The organism is Photobacterium sp. TY1-4 (assembly GCF_025398175.1).
Classification (GTDB): Bacteria; Pseudomonadota; Gammaproteobacteria; order Enterobacterales; family Vibrionaceae; genus Photobacterium.
The window spans coordinates 298,250-324,395 of the sequence record NZ_CP099735.1 but is presented as its reverse complement, the minus strand read 5'-3'; the positions used below and the strand labels follow the sequence as shown (position 1 = coordinate 324,395).

The 26,146-nt window shown below is 52.5% G+C and carries 22 protein-coding genes and 1 riboswitch; of the genes, 10 read left to right on the top strand and 12 right to left on the bottom strand.

Features of this window, described 5'->3' with window-relative positions; translation table 11 throughout:
- Positions 1 to 14: 14 nt before the first annotated feature.
- The 3 genes from NH461_RS18090 to NH461_RS18075 are packed head-to-tail and all read left to right on the top strand — an operon-like array spanning position 15 to position 4,032.
- A complete protein-coding gene (locus NH461_RS18090) occupies positions 15 to 866 on the top strand; it encodes an enoyl-CoA hydratase-related protein (RefSeq protein ID WP_261604004.1) in 852 nt (283 codons plus the stop codon).
- The gene (locus tag NH461_RS25800; RefSeq protein ID WP_315903264.1) at positions 859 to 3,099 is read left to right on the top strand and encodes an acetyl-CoA carboxylase biotin carboxylase subunit; all 2,241 of its coding nucleotides are present in this window, start codon (positions 859 to 861) and stop codon (positions 3,097 to 3,099) included. The genes NH461_RS18090 and NH461_RS25800 overlap by 8 nt, the downstream gene beginning before the upstream one ends.
- 12 nt (positions 3,100 to 3,111) lie before the next feature.
- On the top strand, positions 3,112 to 4,032 hold the full coding sequence (locus tag NH461_RS18075) for a hydroxymethylglutaryl-CoA lyase (protein WP_261604003.1): 921 nt from the start codon (positions 3,112 to 3,114) through the stop codon (positions 4,030 to 4,032).
- An 87-nt stretch (positions 4,033 to 4,119) separates the two neighbouring features.
- Here NH461_RS18075 and NH461_RS18070 read toward each other — a convergent pair whose 3' ends face one another.
- Entirely contained in the window at positions 4,120 to 4,395 is a 276-nt protein-coding gene (locus NH461_RS18070) for a hypothetical protein (protein WP_261604002.1), read from the bottom strand.
- A gap of 363 nt (positions 4,396 to 4,758) precedes the next feature.
- Here NH461_RS18070 and NH461_RS18065 point away from each other — a divergent pair, with 363 nt between their 5' ends.
- On the top strand, positions 4,759 to 5,892 hold the full coding sequence (locus NH461_RS18065) for a hypothetical protein (RefSeq protein ID WP_261604001.1): 1,134 nt from the start codon (positions 4,759 to 4,761) through the stop codon (positions 5,890 to 5,892).
- A gap of 34 nt (positions 5,893 to 5,926) precedes the next feature.
- On the opposite strand, the gene NH461_RS18060 is transcribed toward NH461_RS18065, so the two are convergent.
- The gene (locus tag NH461_RS18060; RefSeq protein WP_261604000.1) at positions 5,927 to 7,132 is read right to left on the bottom strand and encodes an autotransporter outer membrane beta-barrel domain-containing protein; all 1,206 of its coding nucleotides are present in this window, start codon (positions 7,130 to 7,132) and stop codon (positions 5,927 to 5,929) included.
- 337 nt (positions 7,133 to 7,469) lie between these two features.
- Between NH461_RS18060 and NH461_RS18055 the strand changes: the two genes are divergently transcribed.
- The 4 genes from NH461_RS18055 to NH461_RS18040 all read left to right on the top strand — a co-directional run bounded on the left by NH461_RS18055 (position 7,470) and on the right by NH461_RS18040 (position 11,983).
- Positions 7,470 to 8,444 carry an alpha/beta hydrolase family esterase gene (locus NH461_RS18055; protein ID WP_261603999.1) on the top strand — a complete coding sequence of 325 codons (975 nt, stop codon included), beginning with the start codon at positions 7,470 to 7,472 and terminating at the stop codon, positions 8,442 to 8,444.
- A 137-nt stretch (positions 8,445 to 8,581) separates the two neighbouring features.
- The gene (locus tag NH461_RS18050; RefSeq protein ID WP_261603998.1) at positions 8,582 to 8,944 is read left to right on the top strand and encodes a hypothetical protein; all 363 of its coding nucleotides are present in this window, start codon (positions 8,582 to 8,584) and stop codon (positions 8,942 to 8,944) included.
- Between the two features lie 198 nt (positions 8,945 to 9,142).
- On the top strand, positions 9,143 to 9,604 hold the full coding sequence (locus NH461_RS18045; protein ID WP_261603997.1) for a M16 family metallopeptidase: 462 nt from the start codon (positions 9,143 to 9,145) through the stop codon (positions 9,602 to 9,604).
- A gap of 126 nt (positions 9,605 to 9,730) precedes the next feature.
- The gene (locus NH461_RS18040) at positions 9,731 to 11,983 is read left to right on the top strand and encodes a M16 family metallopeptidase (protein ID WP_261603996.1); all 2,253 of its coding nucleotides are present in this window, start codon (positions 9,731 to 9,733) and stop codon (positions 11,981 to 11,983) included.
- A 28-nt stretch (positions 11,984 to 12,011) separates the two neighbouring features.
- Here the strand turns inward: NH461_RS18040 and NH461_RS18035 are convergent, their stop codons facing one another.
- The 9 genes from NH461_RS18035 to NH461_RS17995 form a co-directional block, all read right to left on the bottom strand.
- A complete protein-coding gene (locus NH461_RS18035; protein WP_261603995.1) occupies positions 12,012 to 12,821 on the bottom strand; it encodes a helix-turn-helix domain-containing protein in 810 nt (269 codons plus the stop codon).
- A gap of 117 nt (positions 12,822 to 12,938) precedes the next feature.
- On the bottom strand, positions 12,939 to 13,940 hold the full coding sequence (locus NH461_RS18030; RefSeq protein WP_261603994.1) for an adenosine deaminase: 1,002 nt from the start codon (positions 13,938 to 13,940) through the stop codon (positions 12,939 to 12,941).
- Between the two features lie 75 nt (positions 13,941 to 14,015).
- A riboswitch (purine riboswitch) is annotated at positions 14,016 to 14,115 on the bottom strand.
- Between the two features lie 167 nt (positions 14,116 to 14,282).
- The gene (locus NH461_RS18025) at positions 14,283 to 15,914 is read right to left on the bottom strand and encodes a methyl-accepting chemotaxis protein (RefSeq protein ID WP_261603993.1); all 1,632 of its coding nucleotides are present in this window, start codon (positions 15,912 to 15,914) and stop codon (positions 14,283 to 14,285) included.
- Between the two features lie 220 nt (positions 15,915 to 16,134).
- Entirely contained in the window at positions 16,135 to 16,872 is a 738-nt protein-coding gene (locus NH461_RS18020) for a metal-dependent hydrolase (protein ID WP_261603992.1), read from the bottom strand.
- A 353-nt stretch (positions 16,873 to 17,225) separates the two neighbouring features.
- On the bottom strand, positions 17,226 to 17,630 hold the full coding sequence (locus NH461_RS18015; protein WP_261603991.1) for a hypothetical protein: 405 nt from the start codon (positions 17,628 to 17,630) through the stop codon (positions 17,226 to 17,228).
- A 249-nt stretch (positions 17,631 to 17,879) separates the two neighbouring features.
- Positions 17,880 to 18,983, bottom strand: coding sequence for a hypothetical protein (locus NH461_RS18010; RefSeq protein WP_261603990.1), 1,104 nt, complete (start codon positions 18,981 to 18,983; stop codon positions 17,880 to 17,882).
- A gap of 262 nt (positions 18,984 to 19,245) precedes the next feature.
- Positions 19,246 to 20,298: a hypothetical protein gene (locus tag NH461_RS18005; protein ID WP_261603989.1), complete on the bottom strand. Its 1,053-nt coding sequence runs from the start codon at positions 20,296 to 20,298 to the stop codon at positions 19,246 to 19,248.
- 244 nt (positions 20,299 to 20,542) lie between these two features.
- On the bottom strand, positions 20,543 to 21,064 hold the full coding sequence (locus NH461_RS18000; protein ID WP_261603988.1) for a GNAT family N-acetyltransferase: 522 nt from the start codon (positions 21,062 to 21,064) through the stop codon (positions 20,543 to 20,545).
- Between the two features lie 36 nt (positions 21,065 to 21,100).
- Positions 21,101 to 21,337, bottom strand: coding sequence for a hypothetical protein (locus NH461_RS17995; RefSeq protein WP_261603987.1), 237 nt, complete (start codon positions 21,335 to 21,337; stop codon positions 21,101 to 21,103).
- 218 nt (positions 21,338 to 21,555) lie between these two features.
- Here NH461_RS17995 and NH461_RS17990 point away from each other — a divergent pair, with 218 nt between their 5' ends.
- Together NH461_RS17990 and NH461_RS17985 are read left to right on the top strand one after the other, a co-directional pair.
- The gene (locus NH461_RS17990; protein ID WP_261603986.1) at positions 21,556 to 23,436 is read left to right on the top strand and encodes a DUF294 nucleotidyltransferase-like domain-containing protein; all 1,881 of its coding nucleotides are present in this window, start codon (positions 21,556 to 21,558) and stop codon (positions 23,434 to 23,436) included.
- Complete coding sequence (locus NH461_RS17985; protein WP_261603985.1) at positions 23,436 to 24,173, top strand: 3'-5' exonuclease; 738 nt, start codon at positions 23,436 to 23,438, stop codon at positions 24,171 to 24,173. Before NH461_RS17990 ends, NH461_RS17985 begins: the two co-directional genes overlap by 1 nt.
- Positions 24,174 to 24,259: 86 nt before the next feature.
- Here the strand turns inward: NH461_RS17985 and NH461_RS17980 are convergent, their stop codons facing one another.
- Positions 24,260 to 25,834: a BCCT family transporter gene (locus tag NH461_RS17980; RefSeq protein ID WP_261603984.1), complete on the bottom strand. Its 1,575-nt coding sequence runs from the start codon at positions 25,832 to 25,834 to the stop codon at positions 24,260 to 24,262.
- Positions 25,835 to 26,146: the final 312 nt, after the last annotated feature.

Genomic DNA, 26,146 nt, shown 5'->3' with positions numbered 1-26,146 from the left:
GACAGGAGAAAACCATGACGCAGCAACACAATGGGAAACCGGCACGTGATTACGATCCCGGACATTGGCACTGTACGGCAGATGCCGAAGTGCTCTGTACCGTGACCGAGTCAGGCATTGCCACCCTGACCTTCAACCGGGTCAGCAAACACAATGCGTTTCATGCGGCGATCATCCAGAGTCTGCTCGGCTATCTGCGCAAGCTCAAGCATCATCCCGGTCTGCGGGTGCTGCTCCTGAAGGCAAACGGCAAGCACTTCTCCGCCGGTGCCGATCTGGAATGGATGATGTCGATGGCAGAGCACAGTGTGAAGAAGAACCGCGCCGACGCACTGGAGCTGGCAGCTTTGCTGTATGAGTTAGATACCTTCCCAACACCGACCATTGCCCAGATTCAGGGCAGTGCCTTCGGTGGTGCCCTGGGGCTGATTTGTTGTTGCGACATCGCGGTTGCCAGCCCCGACGCCCGATTCTGCCTGAGCGAAGTCCGGATCGGGTTATTGCCGGCAACCATCGGCCCCTACGTCTGCCGGACTATCGGACAACGTCAGGCGCGCCGCTATATGCTGACCGCCGAGTCCATGGACGCTACGACCGCACAGCAACTGGGATTGCTGCACGAGATCTCAGAGCAACCGGAAACCCGGGTTGAAGAGCTGGTCGCCCTTTTGCTTGAGAACAGCCCGCAATCGCTGGCGCAAACCAAATTGCTCTGCCAGCTCTGTGATCAACATGAAATCGATCCGGCACTGATGAAAAAAACCAGCCAGCTGATTGCTGATATTCGCGTATCCCCCGAAGGCCAGGAAGGACTGGCCGCCTTTTTTGCCCGGCGACCACCGGCATGGAGCCCCCGCTATGAATAAGTTTACGGACAAAACTCTTGTTTCCCTGAGCAAGGACGCGTCTTTTGAGTCCTCCGATCCTCAAATGAGCACAAGCCCGGCCCACCATGACCAGGCCGAAGGTGAACCAGCGTCATCCGCTACCGTCATCGCCACTGCCACTGCCAGCCGTAAAATAACCCGGCTACTGGTGGCCAACCGGGGTGAAATCGCCTGTCGGATCATGAAAACTGCACAGGCGATGGGCATTGAAACCATTGCGGTATACTCGGAAGCCGACCGACATGCCAAGCATGTCCGTATGGCCGACCACGCGGTGCTGATCGGGCCGGCATCGGCACAAGCTTCCTATCTGAACGTCTCCCGAATCATCGAGGCTGCCACCGCGCTGGATGCCGATGCCATTCACCCCGGCTACGGTTTTCTGTCTGAAAATGCCGAGCTGGCGCAAGCCTGCCAGCAAAATGACCTGATTTTTATCGGTCCTCCGGTCAAAGCCATGCTGGCTATGAGCTCAAAGTCTGAAGCAAAAAGCATTATGGCGTGCGCCCAAGTTCCGCTCCTGCCCGGTTATCATGGCGAGGACAATGACCTGAATATTCTGGTTAAAGCCGCAGCGGATATCGGTTACCCGGTGTTGGTCAAAGCCGCGCTGGGTGGCGGCGGCAAGGGGATGCGGATTGTCGAACATGCTGACGCGCTGCCGGAGGCGATACAAAGTGCCAAACGCGAAGCCCGATCCGCGTTTGGCGACGATCTGGTTCTGATTGAAAAATACCTGACCAATCCACGCCATATCGAAGTTCAGGTCTTTGCCGATATGAACGGCAATACCGTCTATCTGTCCGATCGGGACTGCTCAATCCAGCGTCGGCATCAGAAAATTGTCGAAGAAGCCCCGGCACCAAACCTGCCGGAGCACTTACGCACGGCGATGGGTGAAGCAGCCGTCAATGCCGCCAAGGCCATCGGCTACGTGGGAGCCGGAACCGTCGAATTTCTGCTGGATGGGCAAGGTCAGTTCTACTTCATGGAAATGAACACCCGGCTACAGGTTGAACATCCGGTGACGGAACTCGTGACCGGACAGGATCTCGTTCACTGGCAGATCTGCGTAGCAGAAGGCAGCCCCCTTCCATTGCAGCAACATGAAATTTCACACCGGGGACACGCGATGGAAGTCCGAATTTATGCCGAAGATCCGGCTCAGGATTTTCTGCCCTCGTCCGGTACCCTGGCCTACCTGGCCGAGCCCGAGCATAGCGCCCCGCTCATACCTGGCGGCGTGCAAGTCCGGGTTGACTCAGGTATCTGTCAAGGTGACATCGTCACTTCTCATTATGATCCGATGCTGGCCAAACTCATCGTCTGGTCGCCTGAGCGGCACGAAACCATCCGCCAACTCTCATCAGCGCTGGCGGAATACCGGATCGTCGGTTTGGAAACCAACATCAGCTACCTCCAGCAGATCATCAACCATCCGGTGTTCGTCCAGGCCGCGATGACCACTCACTTCATTCAGGATCATCAGGATGACCTGAACGGAGACGATGCACCGGCCATTGCGTTCCCGCCTAATCAGCAAGGTGACGCGCCGATTGCAGTCCCACTCACGGCGCTCTTTGCTGCGCTATCTGCCATCAAACCAACATCGCCGATGAGTCACTGGCGGCTGAACCAACGCCCTTATCACGTTGTCCCGGTTCGAACCCTGAAAGGAGAAACCTATCTGTTTCGCTTCGAGATCGCCCCGGTCGATCCGGCGATTGGCACCAGCCAGGGCTCGCTATCCCTGACCCAAATCACCATCGACGATCAGCTTCACGACCTGGATATCAGTCACAACCACAATCGCATTCGTCTGATGACCATGCCCCCACAGGCTGACAGCCAGTTGTTTGAGATTGAGCTCCAAACAAAGCGCTACCGCTTCACTCACGTCCATCATGAGACGAAAACGCATATTTTTTATCAGCGCTGGCACATCCCGTACCTAACCGGTCACGATATCGAGCGGGAGCAATCGCACGAAGATCAGGCGCAGCAAGCCGTTGCCCCGCTCAACGGCATTGTTACCGCCCTCCTTTGCCAAGCCGGTAATACCGTCGAAAAAGATCAACCGCTGCTGGTGATTGAAGCGATGAAAATGGAATATACCGTCCGAGCCCCGCACCCGGGCACTCTCTCGGCGGTGTTGTATGCGATCGGCGATCAGGTGGCGCATGGCGACCTACTGGTTGAGTTTACGGAATAGGAGTCCGCGCGCATGACCACTCTCCCCAAAACCGCCCGAATCGTTGAAGTCGGCGCCCGGGATGGCTTGCAGAATGAAGTGAACGTCAGTACGGAAGCCAAGATTCGTTTCATCAACCAGCTTTCACAAACCGGGTTGACCCATATTGAATCCGGGGCTTTTGTTTCCCCGAAATGGGTGCCGCAGATGGCTGACTCCCACGATGTTATGACCCGAATTGATCGCCGACCGGGGGTGATCTATTCGGCCCTGACCCCAAACCAGCAAGGATTTGAGCAGGCCTTGCTGGCCGGGGCCAATCAAGTCGCTATCTTTACATCGGCTTCTGAGGGATTCAGCCAGCGCAATATTAATTGCTCGATTGCCGACAGCCACAAGCGGTTTGAACCCGTGATGGCGCTGGCTGAGGCCCATGGTATCCCGGTGCGAGGATACCTCTCCTGTGTCGCCGATTGTCCTTATGATGGCCCGACCGCACCATCGCAGGTTGCCCGGGTTGCACGGGAACTCAGCGAACTCGGCTGCTACGAAATCTCCCTCGGAGATACCATCGGCACCGGGACGCCCGGGCGCATCGCCGCGATGCTGGATCAGGTCGGCAGCGCAGTTCCCTTGCACCGCCTGGCCGTACATTTTCACGATACCTGGGGGCAGGCGCTGGCAAATATCTACCAGGCGCTTTGCATGGGGGTCGCCACCATTGACAGCAGTACCGCTGGCCTGGGAGGATGCCCCTACGCCAAGGGCGCCAGCGGCAATGTTGCAACCGAAGATGTTCTCTATCTATGTCAGGGACTCGGCATTGAAACCGGCGTCGATTTACCGAGCGTTGCCGAAGCCGGCTGGGCGATTTGCCGCGAGCTGGGCAAACAGCCGACCTCAAAAGCATCCCTGGCGCTGCAGGCAAAAGCTGACCACCGACACAACCGCTGAAGAAAAAAGACGATGGTTACTTCGATCAAGGTAACCATCGTCAACGTTTTAAAGGAGAGAAATTACTGCACTGTGTGATTGGTGGAGTTAAGAGCGTAAAGCGCGCTGCTCGGCTTCCAGCTCACTGGCAGCACGCCAAATTTTTTGCTCCCTGGCCTGTCGTTTTTCCAGTTGGCTGGAAATCCCTTCAACCCTTAACTTGTCCAACGGGCCAATATACTGTTCAGCATAGCCATCAAACAGTTTTCTGAACTCCTCAAGCGTGGGTAAACAATTGTGCTCCTGCTCAAAGTCTTCAAAAATACCCGTGACGGTTAGTGATATATCCCGTTTGATTCCATCAAAGTCTGAACTTTCCATCATCCTACTCCATCAGTCATCCGCCCTTAATCATGTACTCTGCTGTACAGATTTCCGAACCAACTAAAGTGTAGTTGATATTTTCTTATGTCATAAATTTTTACTAGCAATTGTCTGTAACAGAGAATGTCAGCTGCGGCTCTGAGAAATATAAAGGTTCAATTTATCAGATAGATACCCTGAAATCAGGCTACCGAAAAAAGAGTATCTTTGTACATTTTTGTTTTCTCCCCTGGTTAACTTTCACAGGCGATTGAACACAATACGCTACAATAAAAGATAAGCAAGTGACATCCTTGTTGCTGTTTCGTCTTGATTTTAATTTGTGGTGAACACTTATCATCAAAACTAATAACAGGTGAACATGTGCAGTTTCAATCTTCACTTTATTGGTTCAGTGTATTGGCTTCGATTCCGAAGCGGAAATTCCAACCACGGTTATACGCCAAGATACCATTCCCGAGTTATGTCCCGGTATTTTTGGCATCCTGGACTTTTGCTGCCCCATTAATCGCGGCGCCACTGACGGTGGAGGGAAGTCCGGCGCTGGTCGACCGGCAACTGACCTCACCCGCCAACGAAGCATCGGACTGGCTGCTTTGGATTGATGATACGCAGTTATCCCTAGCAGACACCATTCACGATTACAGTACCAGCATCGATCAATTCATCGGCATGGAGGACGATGAAGCCCCACTCAATAACCAAAGTTATCTTCGCCTACGGCAACGTCTCCGCTACGAACATCGTAATTATTTCGACACAGACTCCAACGTCTACTTACGGTTAGACCTGCCCCACACGGAAAAAAACTGGAAGCTGATCCTGGATACGGACCCGGATGATTTCGACCGGCTCGAAGATAAAGAACGGGGGATCAGTAATCGTTCGGATGACGGGATCAATCGGGCAATTGGCGGCTTCAGGCTGCAAGGCATGCAACTGGGAGAGTGGAAACCCAATTTTGATATCGGCCTGAAATTAAGGCTACCGCTCGACCCTTTTACCCGCGCCGATATCCACCGCACCGACCGAATCAACTACAACTGGACCAGTCAGATAAAACAGGAAATATTCTACTATCACTCAAAAGGCCCCGGTATTTTAACGTCAATTGACTTTTATTTCGCAGAAGATCGCTACGTCTCAACCCTATTTAAATTAAGTACCAACCTGCAATTTCTTGACATTGATGATAATTGGGAATTTGTCCAGCAAGCGCAAATTTTAGATCGCATCAGCGACAACAGCCTGATGACCTACACACTTGGGATAAGTGCAGACTCGCGCCCAACATATGCAATTACCAATGCCTGGGTCACGGCAAGCTGGAAAAATCGATTATATAAAGATTGGGTTTATCTGACGGTGACACCTGAGCTGAACTTTCAGGATGAGTTTGATTACAAAATAAATCCGGGGGTCATGGTGGAGCTGGAGTTATATTTCAGCGCCAAGAGAAAAATAGACAAAATAAATCAAACCATTCCAGCCCCGTAAATAAAATGACGACACCAACAATTGCGACATTCAATTAATCTAAAGACATACTCACACCGACAGAAAACGCGTAGGCGGACATATCATCGAGGCCAACCAACGTACTTGCTTCTGCGTATGCATGCCAATCTTTGTTAAAAGCACCGGACAAGCCCAGGTGAACCCGGCCATAGACGGAATCATCCGTTTCGACAATAATGGGCAACACACTGCCGGATTGATCGGCTTTAAGCTGACTAATAATGCGCTCAGAACCGTCATTCACATCATAATGGAGAAACCCGCGCGCATATGGCTGAAATATCCCGAGACTGGAACGAAACGGATGGGAAATACTCAACCCCGTAATAAACCGCATCGACTCCAGTTCATTGATATTATCAATTTTGGACAGCAGATAATTGGCATTTCCCTTGGATAGCCGCTCAGAATAACGCTCCGAATCAGACAGCGTATATTCAATGCTGCTTTCAAACGCAACATTCAGATAGTCATAATTAAACACATACCCACTGCCAAGGGCGAAGACCCACAGATCAGAGTCCGCTTCATTGGCGCTGTTGACGACCGAATCGCTGTAAAACGAGATCCGCCGTTCAATGTCCGTATCCATCAAGGCATAACTGGCCGTGAAGTCCAGATACCAATTGTCACGAAAGTAGCTGAAGTAACCGGAAGCAACCAGGCCGGCATTTCCACGCTCACGGTTGCTGTCGTTCACATCGTAAAACGGCAGCCCGAGGGCCAAGCCAAACAAGTAGTGATCATTGAGCAGGTAGTCACCGCCCAGAGTTAAAGCATACCCTTCCTGCTCACGCGAGGACTCGGCGCTCAACGCTGCGCGGTCTCGAACCTGCGGATTATTATCCACCCGAAAATAGGCCCCGAGGCGGGTGTAGTTTTGCTCTCCGTAAGCACCGTCCTGGTAAACGGTCAATTCAGAATACGGCGGCTGAGCCGTTCCCGAGGCGCGACTTTCCCGTGCACTGTCCTTGGCCGCTGCACGCAAGCTGGATGTTCGAAGCGCGGTTTCCTGACGCCCGGGTGCCGAAAAAACATACGTCTGGCTATGAGGATTTTGTCTGAAGTTTTTTGGTGAGACATTATCTCCCCGAAAATCGTTTGCCATCAGCATCAGATCGGAGATGGCCTGATACATTTCGTCCGACAAACGACCGGCCAGGCTATCATCCTCTTGCTGCTCTGCAGCAAAACCCGGTGCCTGAGCAACTATCAACACCAACAGCATCCATCTGCCCTGTCTGGTTGAGCACATCATATCGCCCCCTGAAACTTCCGCATCCCCATTACGCTGAGTTCTAAAAATAATGACCGTAATGGACGTCAAGCATCAGTATAGGAACCCGGCTGGAAGCCTTTTGTCGCAAAAATGCACCTGTCCGCTATTTTTATAAATGTTCAATTTCGGCAACCAAAGCCTGGGTCAACAACCTGTTGATTGACAATAAATCTGAGCACCACGACCCGCTGTGGCCAATTGCTCGGACCAGCTTCGGGTTCGCGACGACTTACAATCATCGGTCATCATCATTCCCCGGAGTCCGGAGCATCCCCCGATGAAGCACACCATGCCCTTCTTTTCCAACCTGAACTTGCGACGACTGTTCATCGCACTGTTCATGGTATCAACGCTTGCTGCCGCTGCTCCGGATCCCGGCTCGGATCTCTCCCGCCAGACCATCACGGTCAAGGGTATAGTGCGGGACTTCTACCTGCATTTGCCGCCACCCGATAAGACATCCACGTCAGCGGCTGCTGTGGTCATCGCTTTACATGGCGGCGGACGAACTGATGGGGATGAACTCGCACAGCGCGCCGGATTTGAGCGACTGGCAGCTCAGGATGGCATGATCATAGTGTATCCAAACGGGATAACCGCGCAATGGAATGACGGCCGGGAGAAAGCCGCCCGGCGGTCGCGTGAAGTGATGTCGGTGGATGATGTTGGCTTTCTGTCAGCCTTAATCGAACACCTAGTTGCCGAATACCATGCAGATCCGAAGCGGATCTTTATGATGGGCCTGTCGAACGGCGGCATGATGACGCTACGCATGGGGTGCGAAGCCAGTGAGAAACTGGCTGCCATTGCGCCGGTCATTGCCAATATGCCAGCCAATCTGATCAATCGCTGCACCCCCAAAACCTCGCTGCCTGTGTTGCTGATGAACGGCACCGCTGATCCACTCGTGCCCTGGTCCGGAGGAGACGTCGGCTTCCTGACGAAGAAAATGGGCAAAGTCGCCTCGACCGACGCTACCCTTGAATTCTGGCTGCGGCAAAACCACTGTGATCCCCTGCCAAGCATCACGATATTTGCCGATATCAACACCGACGATCACTCACGTGTCAGACGCCTGCGCTATCAATGCCAGCCTTCTCCGCTTGAAGTCGTGCTCTATCAAATTGAAGGCGGCGGGCATAATTTTCCCGGCAGCCGGACACCGGATCTTCCCCGCTTGCTGGGTCCGAAAAACATGGATATCCACGGTGCGCAGGAAATATGGCAGTTCTTCAAACAACATGGGCTGTAAACCTTCAAACTAACCAAGCCATTGCGTCCGGCATTTACCTGCTATTTCTTCACACAAGGTCAAGATGCGATGCTCCGAGGAAATTGTTTGGGTATATAGTTAATAGGGAAAAGCACGTAACACAGGAGGAAAACAGCATGACGACACAAGTTTCGTTTTCCAAATTGGAAAAATCCTATGCGCCTGATTTCCGAAATAAAATCAGCACGGCCCGCAACACCAACGAGGTCTACAATGCGTTCTGCCATACTGTGGCTTCCATGTTCAATGAGTTGACAGACAGTCATAAGTTCAGGGAAACCGATATTGATTTCTATCCTGAACGAGACTGCCATTATGAACTCGGCACCAGTATGAAGTGTGAGCCGCTGATTCAAGAGTGTCTGGAGACTTCTGATCTAAGCCGTATCCTGGATGATATGGCGCAAACCGCCACCAACCGACATACCCATTTGATGAAGCATCCGGGAAAAACCAACGCTAAAATCATGCGTCATTAGTCGGAAGCTCCGACTTATCATCGCCACCTTCAGGGTGGCGATAACACGCCAGCCAGCCCCCAGCCATCACGCCTCCCTTGCTGACGTATCACATTCAGAATCTTTGGGTATCTCATCGGTATACTTTTTAATAATGCCTTTATCAAGAAAGGCTTATCTACAATAATAGCCGTTCAAACCACTTGAAAAGGTCATTCCATGCGACAACACAACGCCCCCCGCCGGCTTCATTTCTGCCTGGCATTACTCAGTGTCCTTTCAGCCATGAATCCCGCCTTGTCCCTCGCCACCAGCCATCCGGAACCCATTGAAGAAGTTACCGCTATGCCACTGGCGCCACATTACCATCTTTCCCGTCTCGATAACGGCATGCAGGTTATTTTGATTAAAACCGACAGCTCTCAGCCCGGTGCATCGGTCAGAATGCGGATAGCCGCAGGTTCATTACAGGAAGACGCTGGCTATGAGCCGGGCCTGGCCCACTTTTTGGAACATATGGCATTCAATGGCTCAACTCACCTCAGAGAAAATGAGATGGTCCCCTTTCTGGAAAAGCATGGGATCTCATTCGGCTCACACCTCAATGCCGAAACCCTGTTCGACGAGACCATTTATAAGTTAGAGACGCCGGATACCGCAGAGAGCCTGGATGCCGCTTGATATTTTCTGCGTGAAGTTGCCTCTGAGCTCAGCATTGAGCCTTCGGCGGTTGAAAAAGAACGCCCAATCTTACAGGCTGAAATTCGAGAGCGCCAAACCCCACAGCTCGGTGCTTTAATTCATAACATGAGCTTCCTGGCGCCGGCATGCCAGTTAAAAGAGCATATCCCGCTCGGCACTCACACCGGGATCGACCAAATTACTCCGCAACGATTAAAGGCCTACTACAGCCAATATTACACACCCGCGAATACCCGCCTGATCATTGCCGGAAATTTCAACCTTGATCAGCTTCGCCGGCGGATCAAGACACAATTTCAAACGTGGAACACCCCCGGGAAGTCGGAAACCTATTACTTTCCCGAGCCCAATCCCTTGAAGGACAGCGTTCAGGCGGCAGCCTTTATCCACCCGAACATTCGTTCGCAAATTTCCCTGACACTGGTCCAGCCTTTCGTACGTCACTCCGACACGCCAGCGCGCAGGAAAGAACAACTGTTGCTCGCCATTGCCAACCAAACGTTACAGTACCGGTTACAAACCCGGACCGAAACCAGTGACGACGGGCTCCGTTTTCCGGAGGTTCTAACGACGAACCAAAACAACTGTGCCATCACTCATCAATTGTCAGTCCATACACCCCCTGGCCAATGGACGGCAGGACTTGAGCTCCTAGAAAAAGAGCGCAGACGCGCCCTGCAACACGGATTCACCAGCCAGGAAATTCAGCGACAATATGATCGCCTGGTCAATGATGCAAAACGCCGGGTGACGGCGGAGTCGCAGAAAACCAATCAAAGCTATGTAGACGAAGCGTTATGGGTATTCAATGAACAGCTCACCCCAACGTCCGCACACGATGATCTCGTATTACTGGAAAGCCTGAAACCGGCCGTGACGGTAGATCATGTTGCGGCAGTGTTCCAACATTACTGGTCCTCACCTGCCCCAAAAATACTGCTGAGCGATGCCATAGGCATGAAGAATATTCAGCAAATGTTGCTGGACACATACCACGTCAGTACCTTGCAGCCGCTCAGCCAACTGGCGCAAGCTGAACAGCAGGCATTCTACTATCAGGACTTTGGCCCGAAAGCGATACCAAAACAGCTCCAGCCGACGTCCTATGGCAACATCCACCGCTACCTGTTTGATAACGGCGTCGCCCTGAGCGTCAAACCGACCCAATTGGAGCCAGGTATGGTTCATCTCAGTATACGGTTAGGACATGGTATCTCTGGACTCAGCCCAGCGCACGCAGCGCTGATTGAAGTATTTAACAGCGGATTTCTTGCCGGCGGATTAGAACAACACAGTTTGGAGCAACTCAGACACATCTTTTACGGCCGAACTCTGGGTGCCAATCTGGCTTTTCAGGATGACGCCATCCAGGGGACATACCTTATCGCTAACGATGATCTGCTGGACCAACTCAAAATCCTTGCTGCCTATCTGACTGCACCCGGCTACCGGGAATCAGGCATGGCATTCTCCCGAGCCGTGCTGGAAAACGCGTTCAGAACCAGTCAGGAGTCTCCGGAAAGTGTACTGGCGATGAATCTGGATGCCGTACTACATCATCAGGATCCACGTTGGTCGTTCCCCGACAAAAAACAACTCGACGCCATCAAACTGGCTGATCTAAAAACAATCATCACCCTTATCCGAAGCCATGGCCCGATCGAAATTGGTGTCGTCGGTGACATCACCCCACAGCAAGCCATCGATAGGGTCGGTCAAACCTTCGGCGCATTGAATATCGACGTTGTCCCCCCTGCCATTTCCGAACAACAAACGACCCTGTTTTTTGGCGGGCGACAAACCCGACTTTTCCATCAGGGTGATCAGCAAACGGCTCTGGTTAGTACGATTTATCCGCTGCCCAAAGCCAACCAACAGAAAGCCTCGATGACCTTCCCTGTGTTGCGTGAGGTGATCCAGCTCAAGCTGACGGAAATCATCCGAGAAAATGAAGGGCTTGCTTATTCCCCCCAAGCACAGAGTACCCAGTCCCGAGTTTTCCAGAACTTTAACTACCTGGGGCTGCATAGCAATACGCAGGTCAACAAAGTGGATGCCGTGCAGACAACCTACCGCCGCATTATCCGGGAGATCCAGAACAAAGGAGTGACACAAGATGAGTTCAGCCGTGCTATCAGCCCGATTCGGGCCGCACTGGAACAACGAGAAACGCATAATGACTACTGGCAGGATTTAACAGCCATCGCGTTTAGTTACCCGGAAGAAGTGGTCCTTGCAGGTCAGATGGACCAGCAACTGCAACGCATTCAACCCGGAGATATTCAGGCGCTCGCGCAACAAATTAAACTCAGCGACGCCATCGAAATCCTTATCTTACCGCAAGGCACCCCGCAATAAATATCGCGGCCTGCAGACATCGTCGTCTTCAGGCCGTTTTACCCGGCTCGCCCACGACGGGTTCGGATACCTCCCCAACCGGCTTTCTTTGAATATCGGCTAAGGCCTCGTAGTAGTCTCCTGCCGCGCCCATGACCACCAGTGAATAAGTCACTTTTTCTTCTTCCTGACCATCATTTTCTGGCCGTTCACGAATTGCATTCAAAAACAGCGCTTCCTGCTTTTGGGTATAACACCTGAATTCTTCCGGGGTCATTGCGACCGTCGCCATCATCAAGTGGCTGTTCTGCTCTCCTTTCGCTGCACTGCACACTCGCTGTTGCAAATTCGTCAACATGGATTTTTTGTAATAGTTGGGGAAGCGTGCATCTTTTCTGAATGCCGTGTGCTTTGGCAGCCGTAACTTAAATCTTAAGTCACCGGTGATCTTTAACACCCCGAGTTTCTCGAGATCACGCAAATAAAGGTAAATCGAATGACGGTCCAGATCATGCTGCTCACGGATCTGATGGATCGACAATCCGTTGTGTAGAGCAGTCAAAAAAGAAAACAGCCCCGGCTCGGCATAAAACGCGGCGTCCTGCTCATCACTGTAATGAGGCCAGGCACTCAGGCGCTCTTCAGCCTGTTTCATTAATTCAGACATCGATAACTCAATCAGCGCGGCTATTTGAATAGCTTTATCCATATTCATCGCCTGATGACCATTAAGTAGCCTTTTGATACTCACTTCTGACAAATTTAACCACTCCGCCAACGCTTTGTACGGGATCTGCTTTGCCTTCAAGTGCGCTTTCATCACTTCGCACATCTCAAGTGATAACCGGGTTTCTACCATCGACGAATGGACTCCTTTTACGCCATATTGGTTCAGTCGATCTCTGCTTTACATCGGCTGATCGCCGTTCATCCAATCCTGCCATCGCCACCCTCACCGTGGCGATGGCATACGAATTTATTGCGTCAGATACGCTTGGGTCAACGCGCGCAGACGCGCTTTTTCCCCGTCTGAAATGAAACTTGCTTCAATTGCATTAAGCGTAAACTGGGCAATTTCCTCCCGGCTCATGGGGTGTGCCTGGGCTACCGCCAGAAAGTTAGCATTCATGTACCCGCCGAAATAAGCCGGATCGTCCGAGTTCAGCGTCACGCACATTCCCTTGCGCAGCAAGTCGACCACATTGTGGTGTGCCATAGTTTCAAACACCTTTAACTTGGTGTTGGATAATGGGCAAACCGTCAGGGGTACGCGCGCTTCAATCAGGCGGGCCATCAGAGCTTCATCCTCAACACAACGGACCCCATGATCAATCCGCGTGGTTCCCAGCAGCGCCAGCGCATCATCAATATTCTGCGACGGACCTTCTTCCCCGGCATGGGCAACCGTCAGGAAGCCTTCGTTCAACGCTTGCTGAAAGACGCGATGAAATTTTTCCGGCGGGTGCCCCTGTTCGGATGAATCCAATCCCACACCGACAATTTTATCTTTATGTGGCAGGGCCTGACTGAGTGTTTCAAAGGCTGAGGCTTCATCCAGGTGACGTAGGAAACACATGATGAGCTGGCTGGTAATCCCGAGCGTTTCACGGCCCTGCGCCAACGCGCGATGGATCCCGTTCACCACCGTCTCAAAAGCAATCCCGCGGCTGGTGTGGGTTTGCGGATCAAAAAAGATTTCAGTATGCACCACATTGTCTTCCCGGCAACGTAACAGGTAAGCCCAGGTGAGGTCGAAAAAATCTTGCTCGTGGATCAGAACATTCGCCCCCTGATAGTAGATATCGAGGAAGGATTGCAAGTTATGGAACTGATAAGCATCGCGCACGGCTTGTGGCGAAGGAAATGGGATCTGCACCTGATTCCGTTGTGCCAGCTCAAACATCAGCTCAGGCTCTAGCGAGCCCTCAATATGAAGGTGGAGTTCGACTTTCGGTAAACCGTAAATAAATTCTTTCATAGGATGCTCTTCATCTGCCTGAAGTTGAAGTAGCAGCTTTTCTACGATGAAGTCGGACTTACAAAGAGAAAAGTTGCTCACCACTTAACTCTTCGTAATCAGAATTTTACGGATTCTGGTAGAGACCCCCATACCCTATTAATGGGGTTATACGAAGTTGTATTTAATAAACGTAGACGCTAAGTTCATCAAAAACAACAGCTTGAATTGTTCCACACCCTCTCCGGATTTACAACTGATAAAACACTCACTGAATAACCCATATCAGCCGCCGCGCCATCCCCATCAACACACCAGGGATCACCACCGTGCTCCCTGGTGATAGCCGATCGACACACATCCTTAGCAGCGGAAGAAGGCTAACTGCCGGTACTGCTGTTCCGCCAGTCTGGACAGCTCCTCACTGGCGCTGGCACTTTGGGTGATCCCCACCACATTTTGGTTGACCAGCTCCGACATGGTGACCACATTCTTGTTGATGCTTTGCGTCACCTGAGCCTGCTGCTCTGCGGCCGCCGCCACTTCCGTATTCATATCGCCGATTTCATCCATGGCATCGGTGATCCCACCCAGTACTTCATTTACCAGCCCGGTGAGCTCCTCCGACTCTCGCAAGCGATTCAGTGACGCCTGCATCCCGGCATTGGCTTCAGAAGACTGGCGTTGCAGATCGTCGATAATAGCCTGGATTTCGCGCGTCGAGTCCTGAGTTCGGGCAGCCAGCATCCGCACTTCATCCGCCACCACGGCAAATCCACGCCCGGACTCCCCAGCCCGTGCTGCTTCAATCGCAGCGTTCAGCGCCAGCAAGTTGGTTTGCTCTGACACCGCCTGGATCACTTCGATCACTTTACTGACTTCATCGGATTGATCCCGCAAGTGCATGACCACTTGCGCAGCCTCAGCCATTCTCAGCGCCGTATCCTGACTCACCTGCTCACTTTGGGCGAAGACATCCATTCCCTCTTTGACCATTTTCAGGCTTTGCTTGGTGCAGAGATCGGCTTGCGATGCGTTGCCGCTGACATTATCCGCAGTACTGGATAATTCATTCACGGCCGACGCAACCTGTTCAATCTCACCCAGCTCGCTTTGCGCGTTTTGCTGGGAAGTGGCCATGACTTCAGCCAGCTCCGAGGAAGCAGAAGCCACTTCTTCACTAATGCGATTCAATTCACCAATGGTGGTTTGCAAAATATCCAACGTCTGGTTCAGGTCCTGATTGAGTTGGGTCAGTTCATTGCTCCCTTCAACCGGAGCTCTGACCGTCAGGTTCCCTGACGCCAGTTGTTTCAGGATCTGACACACACTCAATACCGGCTGGGTGATTTTGCCCGACAGGACCCATGCAATCCCCAGACCCAGCAGCAAGCTCGACACTATCATGATGATCACATTCCGCGTCATCTGCTGATAACTGGTTGCCACCCCCGCCAACTCGCTTTTCACCCGCTGGTCAATGGCCGCAGACAGATGCTCAACCGATTGAATCAGTGCCGAGCCTACTTCTCTGAAATGCGCCGCCAGTTTTTCTTCTTGTGCCAGGGTGATCTCCCCGCGGCTTTTTTGAGCCAGGAATGGTTTGAGTTCATTGGCGATAAAGCCTTCATAGCTCGCGATATTGTCACTGACCGCCTGGCTATAGCTGGCAAAATACGGATTGCTGTCGATCTCTGTCAGCAACTGACGGTTTTTATCAAAGCCCGTGCGGACCGCATTGTCCAATCCATCCAGCGCCGCCTGATCATACAAGGCATAAATTGCACTCACCCGCACCTGATAAGTGTTTTTCAGCAAGGCCAGGACGGCGCGTTTTTCAGATAAAGCCCCGAACGTGACCTCTTGACTGTCTGAACGTTGCTGACCGGATTCTTTCAACATCACGGTGAAGACCATCAAAGTGATCAAACCAAGGACAACGACCGGGAGGAGAATTTGATTTCGGATGGAGAGATGATTGAGGCTGATTTTCATAACTGCTGATACTACCTAGCACAAAATGAGCCTGAAAGTAGCATCAATGATTATTGACAAAATTGATATCAATCAATAAATCAAATAGTTAGAAGGCGTTTCCCAACTGAACCGACCAATCGATTCCATCCGCCACCCATTTGTCCTCCGCTGTATCGAAATATCCAATAAAATCATGGTATTTCATAAAAAATCACAAGATTCATGAATGTAGCGGATGTTATTCAGGATTCATCGCACTGGTGGTCGATTCAACCACGTCATGGAAAAACTCACCGAGCTCTTCCCGGTTGAGCCATTCCGGCCGGAGTTGAAAGTGATGCCAATTTGACAGCGTTTCCCAGGCTTCTTCCCAGGGCGGACTCTGATACAACAGAAAGCCGATGAGCACAAACTGGCAACTGCTGATGAACGGATTTCGGTTTGAACAGAGTTTTAAAGCCGAGCCGAATGACATTTTGATCCGCCGGTTGGCCAAATCGACACTGTAAATCTCATCCAGTAACAGGTGAACAACACCCCCACCGGTCAGAAAGAGCCCCGATAACCAGCTCGTGGTTTCCGAATAGCCGAGCAGGTAGATCAGCGACACACAACTCAGGCCGGAAAGAAACACAAAAGCCAGTGAGTGGCAACAGCCCCGGTGCACCGTCACTTTCTCGAGCAAAGCTTTAAAGTTATACCGTATGGTCAGGTAGCAGAACAGCGCATAGACAATCAGCTCCAGCATCGACACCATCTGATAGATGTGGCCGACCAAACTAAAGGTGATCAGCCCCCCGAAGAACCGGAATAACGTGCTCATCGAGGTGGAGTTGTCCGAATCAATATCCGGCAGCAGCCCGCCCATAGTACCTAAAAACATCAACCACAATGCCGTGATGGGCGCTACATGACCCGCCGAAAGAAAGGCGGTCGCCGCCAGGCTGCTGGTAAGCGCGGCTGTTCCAATATGCATGTTGAAATTAGCCACAATCCTAATACTCATTGTCGGCCTCGACATCACAGCCGATGAACGCACCGTTCATCCCGCAAATATCGCGACCCTTTCAAAACTGGATATATAAACAGTATTATGGATTAATTTTCTGTGACATCAACGAAAATCATATTGATCAGCGTGTTACAGGATCAAGCGGTGACATTTTCAACAATTTTGACAATCGGCTGACACTGGCCGTCTGCATTAACACCCGCGTCGGCAATCCGCGGGCGACGGCCCACATGAAGGCCGCAACCAGACACAAGAGGACAACGGGCGGTATTTTCAGCTCTAATCGATTCATCAATCAACAGTCCAGGCAATGATGGTCAGTTCAAGATTTCAATCCCAATCGCAATGAGGGCTACGATCCCAAAAAACCAGGCACTCATGGTCATTTCTTCGTAGGCCAGAGAGAGGTTCCGTTGTTTTTCTTCGACAATGTGAAGCAAGTGCGCTGTCGCTTTGCGATAAGCTTCCGCCAGATGTTGATGGTGATCAGCCTGATCCGCTGCATCCAGCTGTTCCACCAACCGGCGGAACTCTTCCGGTGGCGGCACTGCTGCGCACTTCAGCGCCAGCAAGGTGTGTCCCCAGGCACACACCAAGGCGAAAATGCCGATCAGCAACGCGATTAGCCGTATCCACTCGATGGGCAAAGCCGGTTCAAAAAAAAAGGCACTTTTCACCACCACGACCACAGCCACACCGGTCAGTGCCGTCGTCAATAACACCAACAACCTTGAGCAATGATGTTCGACAAATTGCAACCGGCCCGTGACCTCACGGTATCTGTCGTTCAGATAAGCTAACGCTTCAATGGCCTACGCCCTCACACCCAACGATACACACCTGTGCCTTAAACATAGACCAGATTTTGCGATCCCTATGGCACCGGTGATGGGAGCCGGAAACGAAAAGCCTGAATTTGACAGCAGGAACTCGGGAGCCGAAATGAGAGTCCCGCATGACAAGCTTCCCGATTACTCCGATACACCGGCCTGACGTAAGAAGTGAAGACGCTGCTGCTCCTGCGGGCTGGGCGTATAAGCCTCACGACGCAACCCCGAGGCATCAAACGGCGCGAGTGCCATCACCGGTTGTTGACTGATCCCGAAAGATGCCTTCTCGCCCGGCATCCCTGACATCCGTTCAACCACCCAGTTTTTCAACAAATACCGACCGTCCGTTCCGCCCAGCACACTCTGGTGCGCTTTGAGCGTTAATGATTGCCGGCCCTCGCCTAATCGTGATTTCTGACTGAGTGCCGCAATCACCTGACCATCTTCCCGGTACAAGTTGGCCCGGATCCGGTAAATACCCACTTCCGAAACGTCGAGATTGAGCGGGATCAGCATATCCGCGCCCTGAGCCACCGGCGCTTCGGCCGAAAGCACCACCGCCACCGGGACCTGGTATTGAAAGTCGGCCGTCAGCACATCGGTTCCCTGGTCAAAATCGACCGTTGCTTTCACCCGGATTTCCTGCGGCCAGCGGGCATTGCCCGGCACGAGCAGGCTTTTTTGATCCGTGTGCTTCACCAAAAAACGCTGACTATTGTTTACATCATAAAACTCGTAGCGAATTGCATTGACCGCCAGATCGGACTGTAGTGACAACGTCACCCCTTCCGGTGCAAAGAATCGATATTTAGGCAGTGACAATGCGGCGGTACTGCTACCACCCAGCACCGGGATTTCAACGACTGTGAAGCGGTTTGGCTCTAAATAGCTCACGTGCTGTGAGGTGATCGGCTTCGAGTAAGATGGATATTGCACTTCCGTTGCATATACCTCTGAAATCGCACTCAGTTGCCGGGCCAGTTGCACCGGCTGTCGTTCAGTCACCTGGCGAGTCTCACTGCCGTCCCCGGATGGTTGCGGGGTTGTATTCGGGATCGGATCAGCCCCCGAAGCGGCAGCGGCACGACTCGCGACCGTCTCGGGAGACTGCTTCACGGCTTGAACCGGATGCACCGATGTCTCTGAAGTAGCAGGGGATTGCTCGGTCGAGATCAGCCCCCAGGCAAGCACCACCAGGCCACTGAGCCCCAGCGCCCCCAAAATTGGTTTACGTAATTTCATCATCAACAGTTTGCTCGAATAGCTGTTCCGGGCCCAAACCCGAACATCATCTTCATCGATATCACACCATCCGACTGAAAACCTGAGGGCTCTCCTGCCGTCGGCATGGCGCGGGTGTTTTGTGATCGCCTCATCCATTGAGCCTGGCGCCAGCGCACCAGGCTCAATCAACGTGAGGGCTTATTGCGACTGCCGTTGCAGAAGAAATTGTAGTTGCCGTTGCAAAAGCAGAAGCCGTGACTGTCACTGTCGCAATGACAGAATATTAATGGATCAGATCGACCACCAACTCCGACATGGTTTTGCTTTCAGAGCCATCCACATAGCGGTAGTAATTGCCGGTCAGCCAGTACTTCTCATCCGTCGTCGCGATCGACACCGTCTTGCCATTCAACAGGGTCGCTTGCTGGTTGGCCGCAGTCACCTCGCCACTGTGAACATTCCCGATCAGGCCGCCATGGCTGTACCCCTCTCCCATCAGCAACGGGTAGTGATACGGCATAAAGTCAGCCACCCCACGTGACTGCGGGGCCAGCTTGCCGTCATAAGCCACACTGATGGAGCAGCTGTTATAGTCACCGGCCTGGCTGGCACCACAGGTAGAGTGGCTGGCGACCACACCGTCATCGTGCCCCGGCAGGAACCCGGCAGTCAGTTGGTAATAGTCCGAACTGTCCCCAGTGAAACGTAAACGCGGCACCCGGCTGTCCGGCAACGGCGCCAACTGACGCGCATTGGTCACTTTCAGATCATTCAGGACCCCGGTGTTTTCCTGGGTCGGCACCTCACCCAGCCACATTTCGATTGCCAGTTTCAGCGCGCCGTCCGTCCAGCTGCTGCCCTCAGCGGCATTGACCACCAGATCGCCCATTTCAGAACCTCCCCCCGCACCGGCAAAATCAAACGTGGCGAGAATATTCAGTGGCTGTAGGCCGGCATTTTCCAGCCAGTTCGCCTGGTTATCCAGCATGTAGCGGGCAACCAAGTCCCCGGTTGAGTGCGTCACCACAATACAGCCTTTGGCACAGGTTTGCTGACGAGACAGCTCCTGAAGTTTCGGCCAGATATAATCCGTTGATATTTTTCCGGCAACCCGCTCATGCGACGGCCAGTCAATCCGGGCATCCGCCTTTGCCAGCCAGAAATCCTGCCAGTAGTTTGCACCATCCTGGGCCACGACATCGCTGTTTGGTTTGGTGGTGAGTTGATCGGCCTGAAAACCATGGATCAGGATCACCGGGTGCTCCCCGATTGTTGCAGACGCTGAAAATGAACAAGCAGCAAATGCCACTGCCATCGCTGGGTGAAGTTTTTTCATTCTTATTGTTCCGTTATTGATGGAAATAATAAGAGTAGAAGCTCTATATTACATGGACAATAACGAAAGCTATAAATATCAATATTTTAAGAGAAGATCACATTATCAACGTTTCGGGTGAGCATTTGAGCCTTAACGAAAAAAAAGCGAATAAATTCGTTCCTACTGCCACACCCTGAGTTCGTTTCCAACCATTGTCAAAGCCGCCAGCCGATAGCGGGTGGCAGCTTCGAAAGAGCACAAATCAGCCATCGCAAGGGGAAGCCGGAGTCGGCAGAATCAATTGATACAAACTTAAATCCAGCCAACGACCAAATTTAAACCCGGCCTGGCGAATGGTGCCAGTGTGAGTGAAGCCCAGTTTTTGATGCAGGGCAATACTGCCGGTATTTTCGGCATCAATGGCCCCCATCAACACATGCATCCCTTGCGCTCGGGCAGCCGAAATCAGTTCCGCCATCAACGGTTTTGCCAATCCCCGGCCGCGGAAATCAACATGCAGGTACAACGAATGTTCCACGGTGTACTTGAACGCGGGCTGTTCGCGAAACCGGCCATAGGTGGCAAACCCCATCAGGGTGCCCTCGTCATTTTCAATCCCTATCACCGGATAGTTGCCCTGCGCTTTGGTATCAAACCAGGATTTCATGTTCGCCATGGTTCGGGGATGATAATCGTACAGTGCGGTGGAGTGGCGAATCACGTCATTCAAAATGGCCAGAATGGCGTCGCCGTGCGCCTCATAGGAACAAGGAACAAACTTCATTGCGTTATAAACTTCCTGTGTTGTACTGCTGAATCGTTATGAGCGGGGTTTACCCGCCGCTGAGGCATTGGCCCACTGGAAAAACAGGGCCACCGGAAATGGCGACACCAGCACCCCGCCGATGCCTATCAGACAGCTGATCACCAACATCCCGTTCAGGGACAAAGCCATCGGCGTCAGTGCGTAGAGCCCGACACCCACGGCAATCATGATCAACCCGATCCCGTGGAAGACCTTGAACCACTTCAGGATTGGCGACTGTTTCCCTGCCATCTTCATTTCCTTTCACATTGAATGACCGGGACATCTTACGTTCATTCCCCGGGGTTGTCACATTCTCGGACACCGATACCAGCAACAACAGGAGCTTTGGTTATACTGAACAGTACAGAGGGCCAATTGATGTCTAACAGGCTGAATGCAAAAGCATTCCTAATAGAACTCTGTATAATGGTGACGATTTTTCAACTGAGCACAAAGCGGATCACATCATGGAAGCAGAACAGCTCGAAATACTGAGCTTTATCAGCCAGTACCCCCCTTTTGATAATCTCCCGGAAGAAACACTGCGACAGGTCGCACTGGAGATTGAGGTGTCTTACTATCGTGCCGATACCATGATCCTTCACTTTGGGGATGAAATTCATGACCTGTATTTAATCCGCAGCGGCGCCGTTGAAATTTACCGCCGTAAGGGGGAGCTTTACAACCGGATTGACCAGGGCGATCTGTTCGGCCAGATGGGTCTGCTCATGAACAACCGGGTCCGGATGCCGGCCAAGGCGATTGAAGACACACTGATCTACTGCATCCCCGAGGCCGTGTTCAACAGCCTGTACGATGCGTTCGATACCTTCGCCGATTTCGTCGAAGTAGAAGACAGTGCACGTCTGCGCAGCGTGGTGTCGACGCAGACTGAAGCCAACGACCTGACAACTTCCAAGGTCAAAACCCTGCTCACCCGTGATCCGCTGATGATCAGCAAAGACGAATCGATCCAGACTGCTGCCAAAACTATGGCAGAAGAGAACACCTCCTCCCTGCTAATCACCGATCCGATCGCCGGAGAGGACGAGGAAGATCATGAACCGCTGGTTGGCATCATCACCGATCGGGACCTCTGTACCCGAGTCCTGGCCAGCGGGATTGATGTGTCGACGCCGGTATCTGAAGTGATGACCTCAGAGGTAATCTCACTCGATCACAATGCCTACGTATTCGAAGCCATGTTGACCATGCTGCGTTATAACGTCCACCACTTACCAGTGCTGCGCAATAAACAGCCGATCGGGATCATTGGCCTGACCGATATCGTGCGCTATGAATCCCAAAACAGCCTGCTGCTGGTGAGCACGATTTTCCAGCAACAAAGTGTGGACGACCTTCAACAGCTGTCTGAACAAGTGAAAGACTGTTTTGTCCGGATGGTCAATGAAGATGCCAACTCCCATATGGTCGGCAGCGCCATGGCGGTCATCGGCCGCAGTTTCAAGCAGCGACTTCTGGAACTGGCCGAGGAAAAACTCGGCCCGCCACCGATCCCCTACTGCTTTCTGGCGCTGGGCTCTATGGCCCGGGACGAGCAGCTGATTGTCACCGATCAGGACAACGCACTGATTCTGGACAATAGCTATGATGTTCAAAAACACGGGACGTATTTCGCCGAACTGGCAAAATTTGTCTGCGATGGTCTGGCCGCCTGCGGTTACAGCTACTGCACCGGCGACATCATGGCAACCAATCCGGAGTGGCGCAAAACCCGTCTGGAGTGGGAAAATTGTTTTGCCGACTGGATCGACAACCCGAAACCGCAAGCCTTGCTCAACAGCTCGATTTTTTTCGATCTCGACGGGGTGTATGGCCGCGAGAAATGGGCCGAGCAGCTCAATAGCTTCATTGTCCGCCGGGCCCGGAAAAATAACCGCTTCCTGGCCTGCCTGGCCCGCAATGCCATCAGCCGAACCCCACCCCTGGGTTTTTTCAAAGACTTTGTGATGGAAAAAGACGGCCGCCACAACAACTCAATTAACCTGAAACGGCGCGGGACAGCACCGCTGGCCGATCTCATCCGGGTGCACGCGCTGGCTGTCGGCTCCCGCTCGCAGAACTCCTTTGAGCGTCTGGATGACATCATTGAGGCCGGGATCTTACCCAAAGGCCGTGGTCAGGATTTACGAGATGCGATGGAGTTCATTTACATGGTGCGTATTCGCCACCAGGCCTTGGACGTGGAAGCCGGTATCGAAGCCGACAACAGCATTGAGCCGGAGAATATGTCTGATTTCGAGCGACGCAACCTCAAGGCAGCATTCCAGATCCTCAGCAATGCCCAGAATTTTATTAAGTTTCGTTACCAGGGTAACCGCCGCTAATGCTGAATAAAAAACCGGCCACCCGGTTGCTGACCAACCATAACACCCCGGACTGGCCAACCTTCTTTGCCATGCTTGCCGATCAGGCCAAAGACAGACGCCTGCAGAACTACTACTCTGCTGGCATGGTCAGTGGTGATACACCACTGAAAGAGGTACCGTTTGTCGCACTGGACTTTGAAACCACGGGGCTGGATCCGAAAAAAGATGAAATCATCAGCATCGGGCTAGTGCCGTTTGATATGCATCGGATCCGTTGCCGGGGCTCCGCACAATGGGTGGTGAACCCGAATCGTCCGCTGGAAGAAGAATCCGTCGTGATCCACGGCATCACCGATTCCGATGTCAGTAGCGCTCCGGAGCTGCTGCGGGTCCTGGAAGAAGTGCTGTCTGCCCTTGCCGGAAAAATCGTGGTGGTCCATTTCCGCCAGATTGAACGCGAGTTTATGAACAGCGCACTCAAAGCCAGGCTGAATGAAGGGATCCAATTTCCGGTCGTAGACACGCTGGCCATTGAATCTGCGGTACAACACCGTGAATTTGGCGGCCTGTGGAACAAATTAAAAGGCAAAAAACCAGGCTCGGTACGTTTGGGCCGCGCTCGTCAGCGTTATGGATTGCCGGTCTACCCGCCCCACCAGGCCCTGACGGATGCCCTGGCGACGGCTGAATTACTGCAGGCTCAGATTGCCTACCATTTTGACCCCGATACTCCGATTGCTGATTTATGGCTGTGATACGGTACGGCTGTGATTAAAGCCCACCGACAAAAACGCCGCTGAATTTCAGCGGCGTTTTTTCAGGATGATGGCTCTCGTCAACCTTAGCGGAATCGCTCCGTTCGGAAACCCATGATCAGGCTGACACACATCAGCAAGAGTACAATGGTAAACGGCAGACCGGTGGAAACCGCCCCCGCCTGCAACGCTTCAATGGCCTCGGTCCCGCCTACATACAGCAGCACTGCTGCAATCGCACCTTCAATCAGGGCCCAGAAAATACGCTGCGGCATCGGTGCATCCAGCTTGCCACCCGCGGTGATGTTATCGATCACCAGTGAGCCCGAGTCAGATGAGGTGATGAAGAAAACCAGCACCAGCACAATCGCAATGACTGACAAAATAGAGCTGAACGGCAGCGATTCAAACATCTCGAACATTGCCAGTGGCACTGATGTCAGGCCTTTTTCACCCAGCACACCCACGCCATTGATCACCTGATCAATCGCCTGACCGCCAAACACGGACATCCACACCACAGTGACCAGCGTCGGCACAATCAGAACAGCGATGATGAATTCACGAACCGTCCGGCCTTTCGACACCCGGGCAATGAACATCCCGACAAATGGTGACCAGGAAATCCACCACGCCCAGTAGAACACCGTCCAGCCATGCATCCAGGTTTCATCTTCACGGCCGTGTGGGTTACTCAACGGGATTAAGTTCTCCAGGTAACCCGTGAGGGTCATTGGAATCGTCCCCATGGAAACCGCGAAGCCCACCAGCGCAACAAACACCAGCAAGGCAATCGCGACCAGCATGTTGATGTTACTGAGTAGCTTCACACCACCGTCAATCCCCCGCGCCACAGACAGCACGGCCATGAAGGTCACGACAGTAATCACCCCAATCTGCAGACCAATATCCGCCTTGATGCCAAGCACATGCTCAATCCCGCTTGCCGCTTGCTGCGCGCCCAAGCCAAGGGATGTAGCCAGACCAAACAGGGTTGCAACTACGGCAAGGATATCGACCACGTGACCCGGCCAACCCCAGACACGATCGCCCAGCAGCGGATAGAAGATCGAACGGATCGACAGCGGCAAGCCCTTGTTATAGGCAAAGAATGCCAGTGACAGCGCAACAACCGCATAAATCGCCCATGGGTGGAAACCCCAGTGATACATGGTCGCACCCATGGCCAGTTTCGCCGCTTCCGGCGTATTCGGCGCCACATTCAGCGGCGTTTCATACCAGCCCGTATAGTAAGCGACCGGCTCTGCCACACTCCAGAACATCAATCCGATCCCCATCCCGGCAGCGAACAACATCGCAAACCATGACGGACGGGAGTATTCAGGCTCTGCCTCCTGGCCACCAATTCGAATTTTCCCGTACGGTGACACCACCAGCGCCAGGCAGAAGATCACGAAAATGTTGCCCGACCAGATGAACACCACATCAAAATTATTAATGATGCTATTTTTGACACCGTTCAGTGCTGCTTTTGCTGATACCGGATCACTGACCAATACGGCAATCAAGAACAACAGAATCATCCCGGCACTGGCACCGAAAACCGGATTATGGACATCGAATCCCCATTTCTGGACATTGTCCTGCCCGACCGTGTAATCCGTATTATCTATACTGTACTTATCTATTTTACTCATCATTGAATCCTACTTGGCAGCATTACGCCAAGAATGCTTAGTCCTATAATGAAATCTATTCCACCCAGATCAAATCATTTATGTGACTGAAGTGTCAAGCATTAATAAAACAGCACAACAAACAGACAAAAAGGCACAGCCGCTTAAAAATGAATGAATTGAATCATTAGATCACAATATTTCGCACACTAACAAATGACCGCACAAGCTCAACACGACTTGGGCCGACGCGCTTCCGGTGTCACCTGAACAACGACCGTTTGTCGCCCTCAAGAAAGCGGCCAGCCACGCCTCTCATGCCGTGGTTCGCCCCCA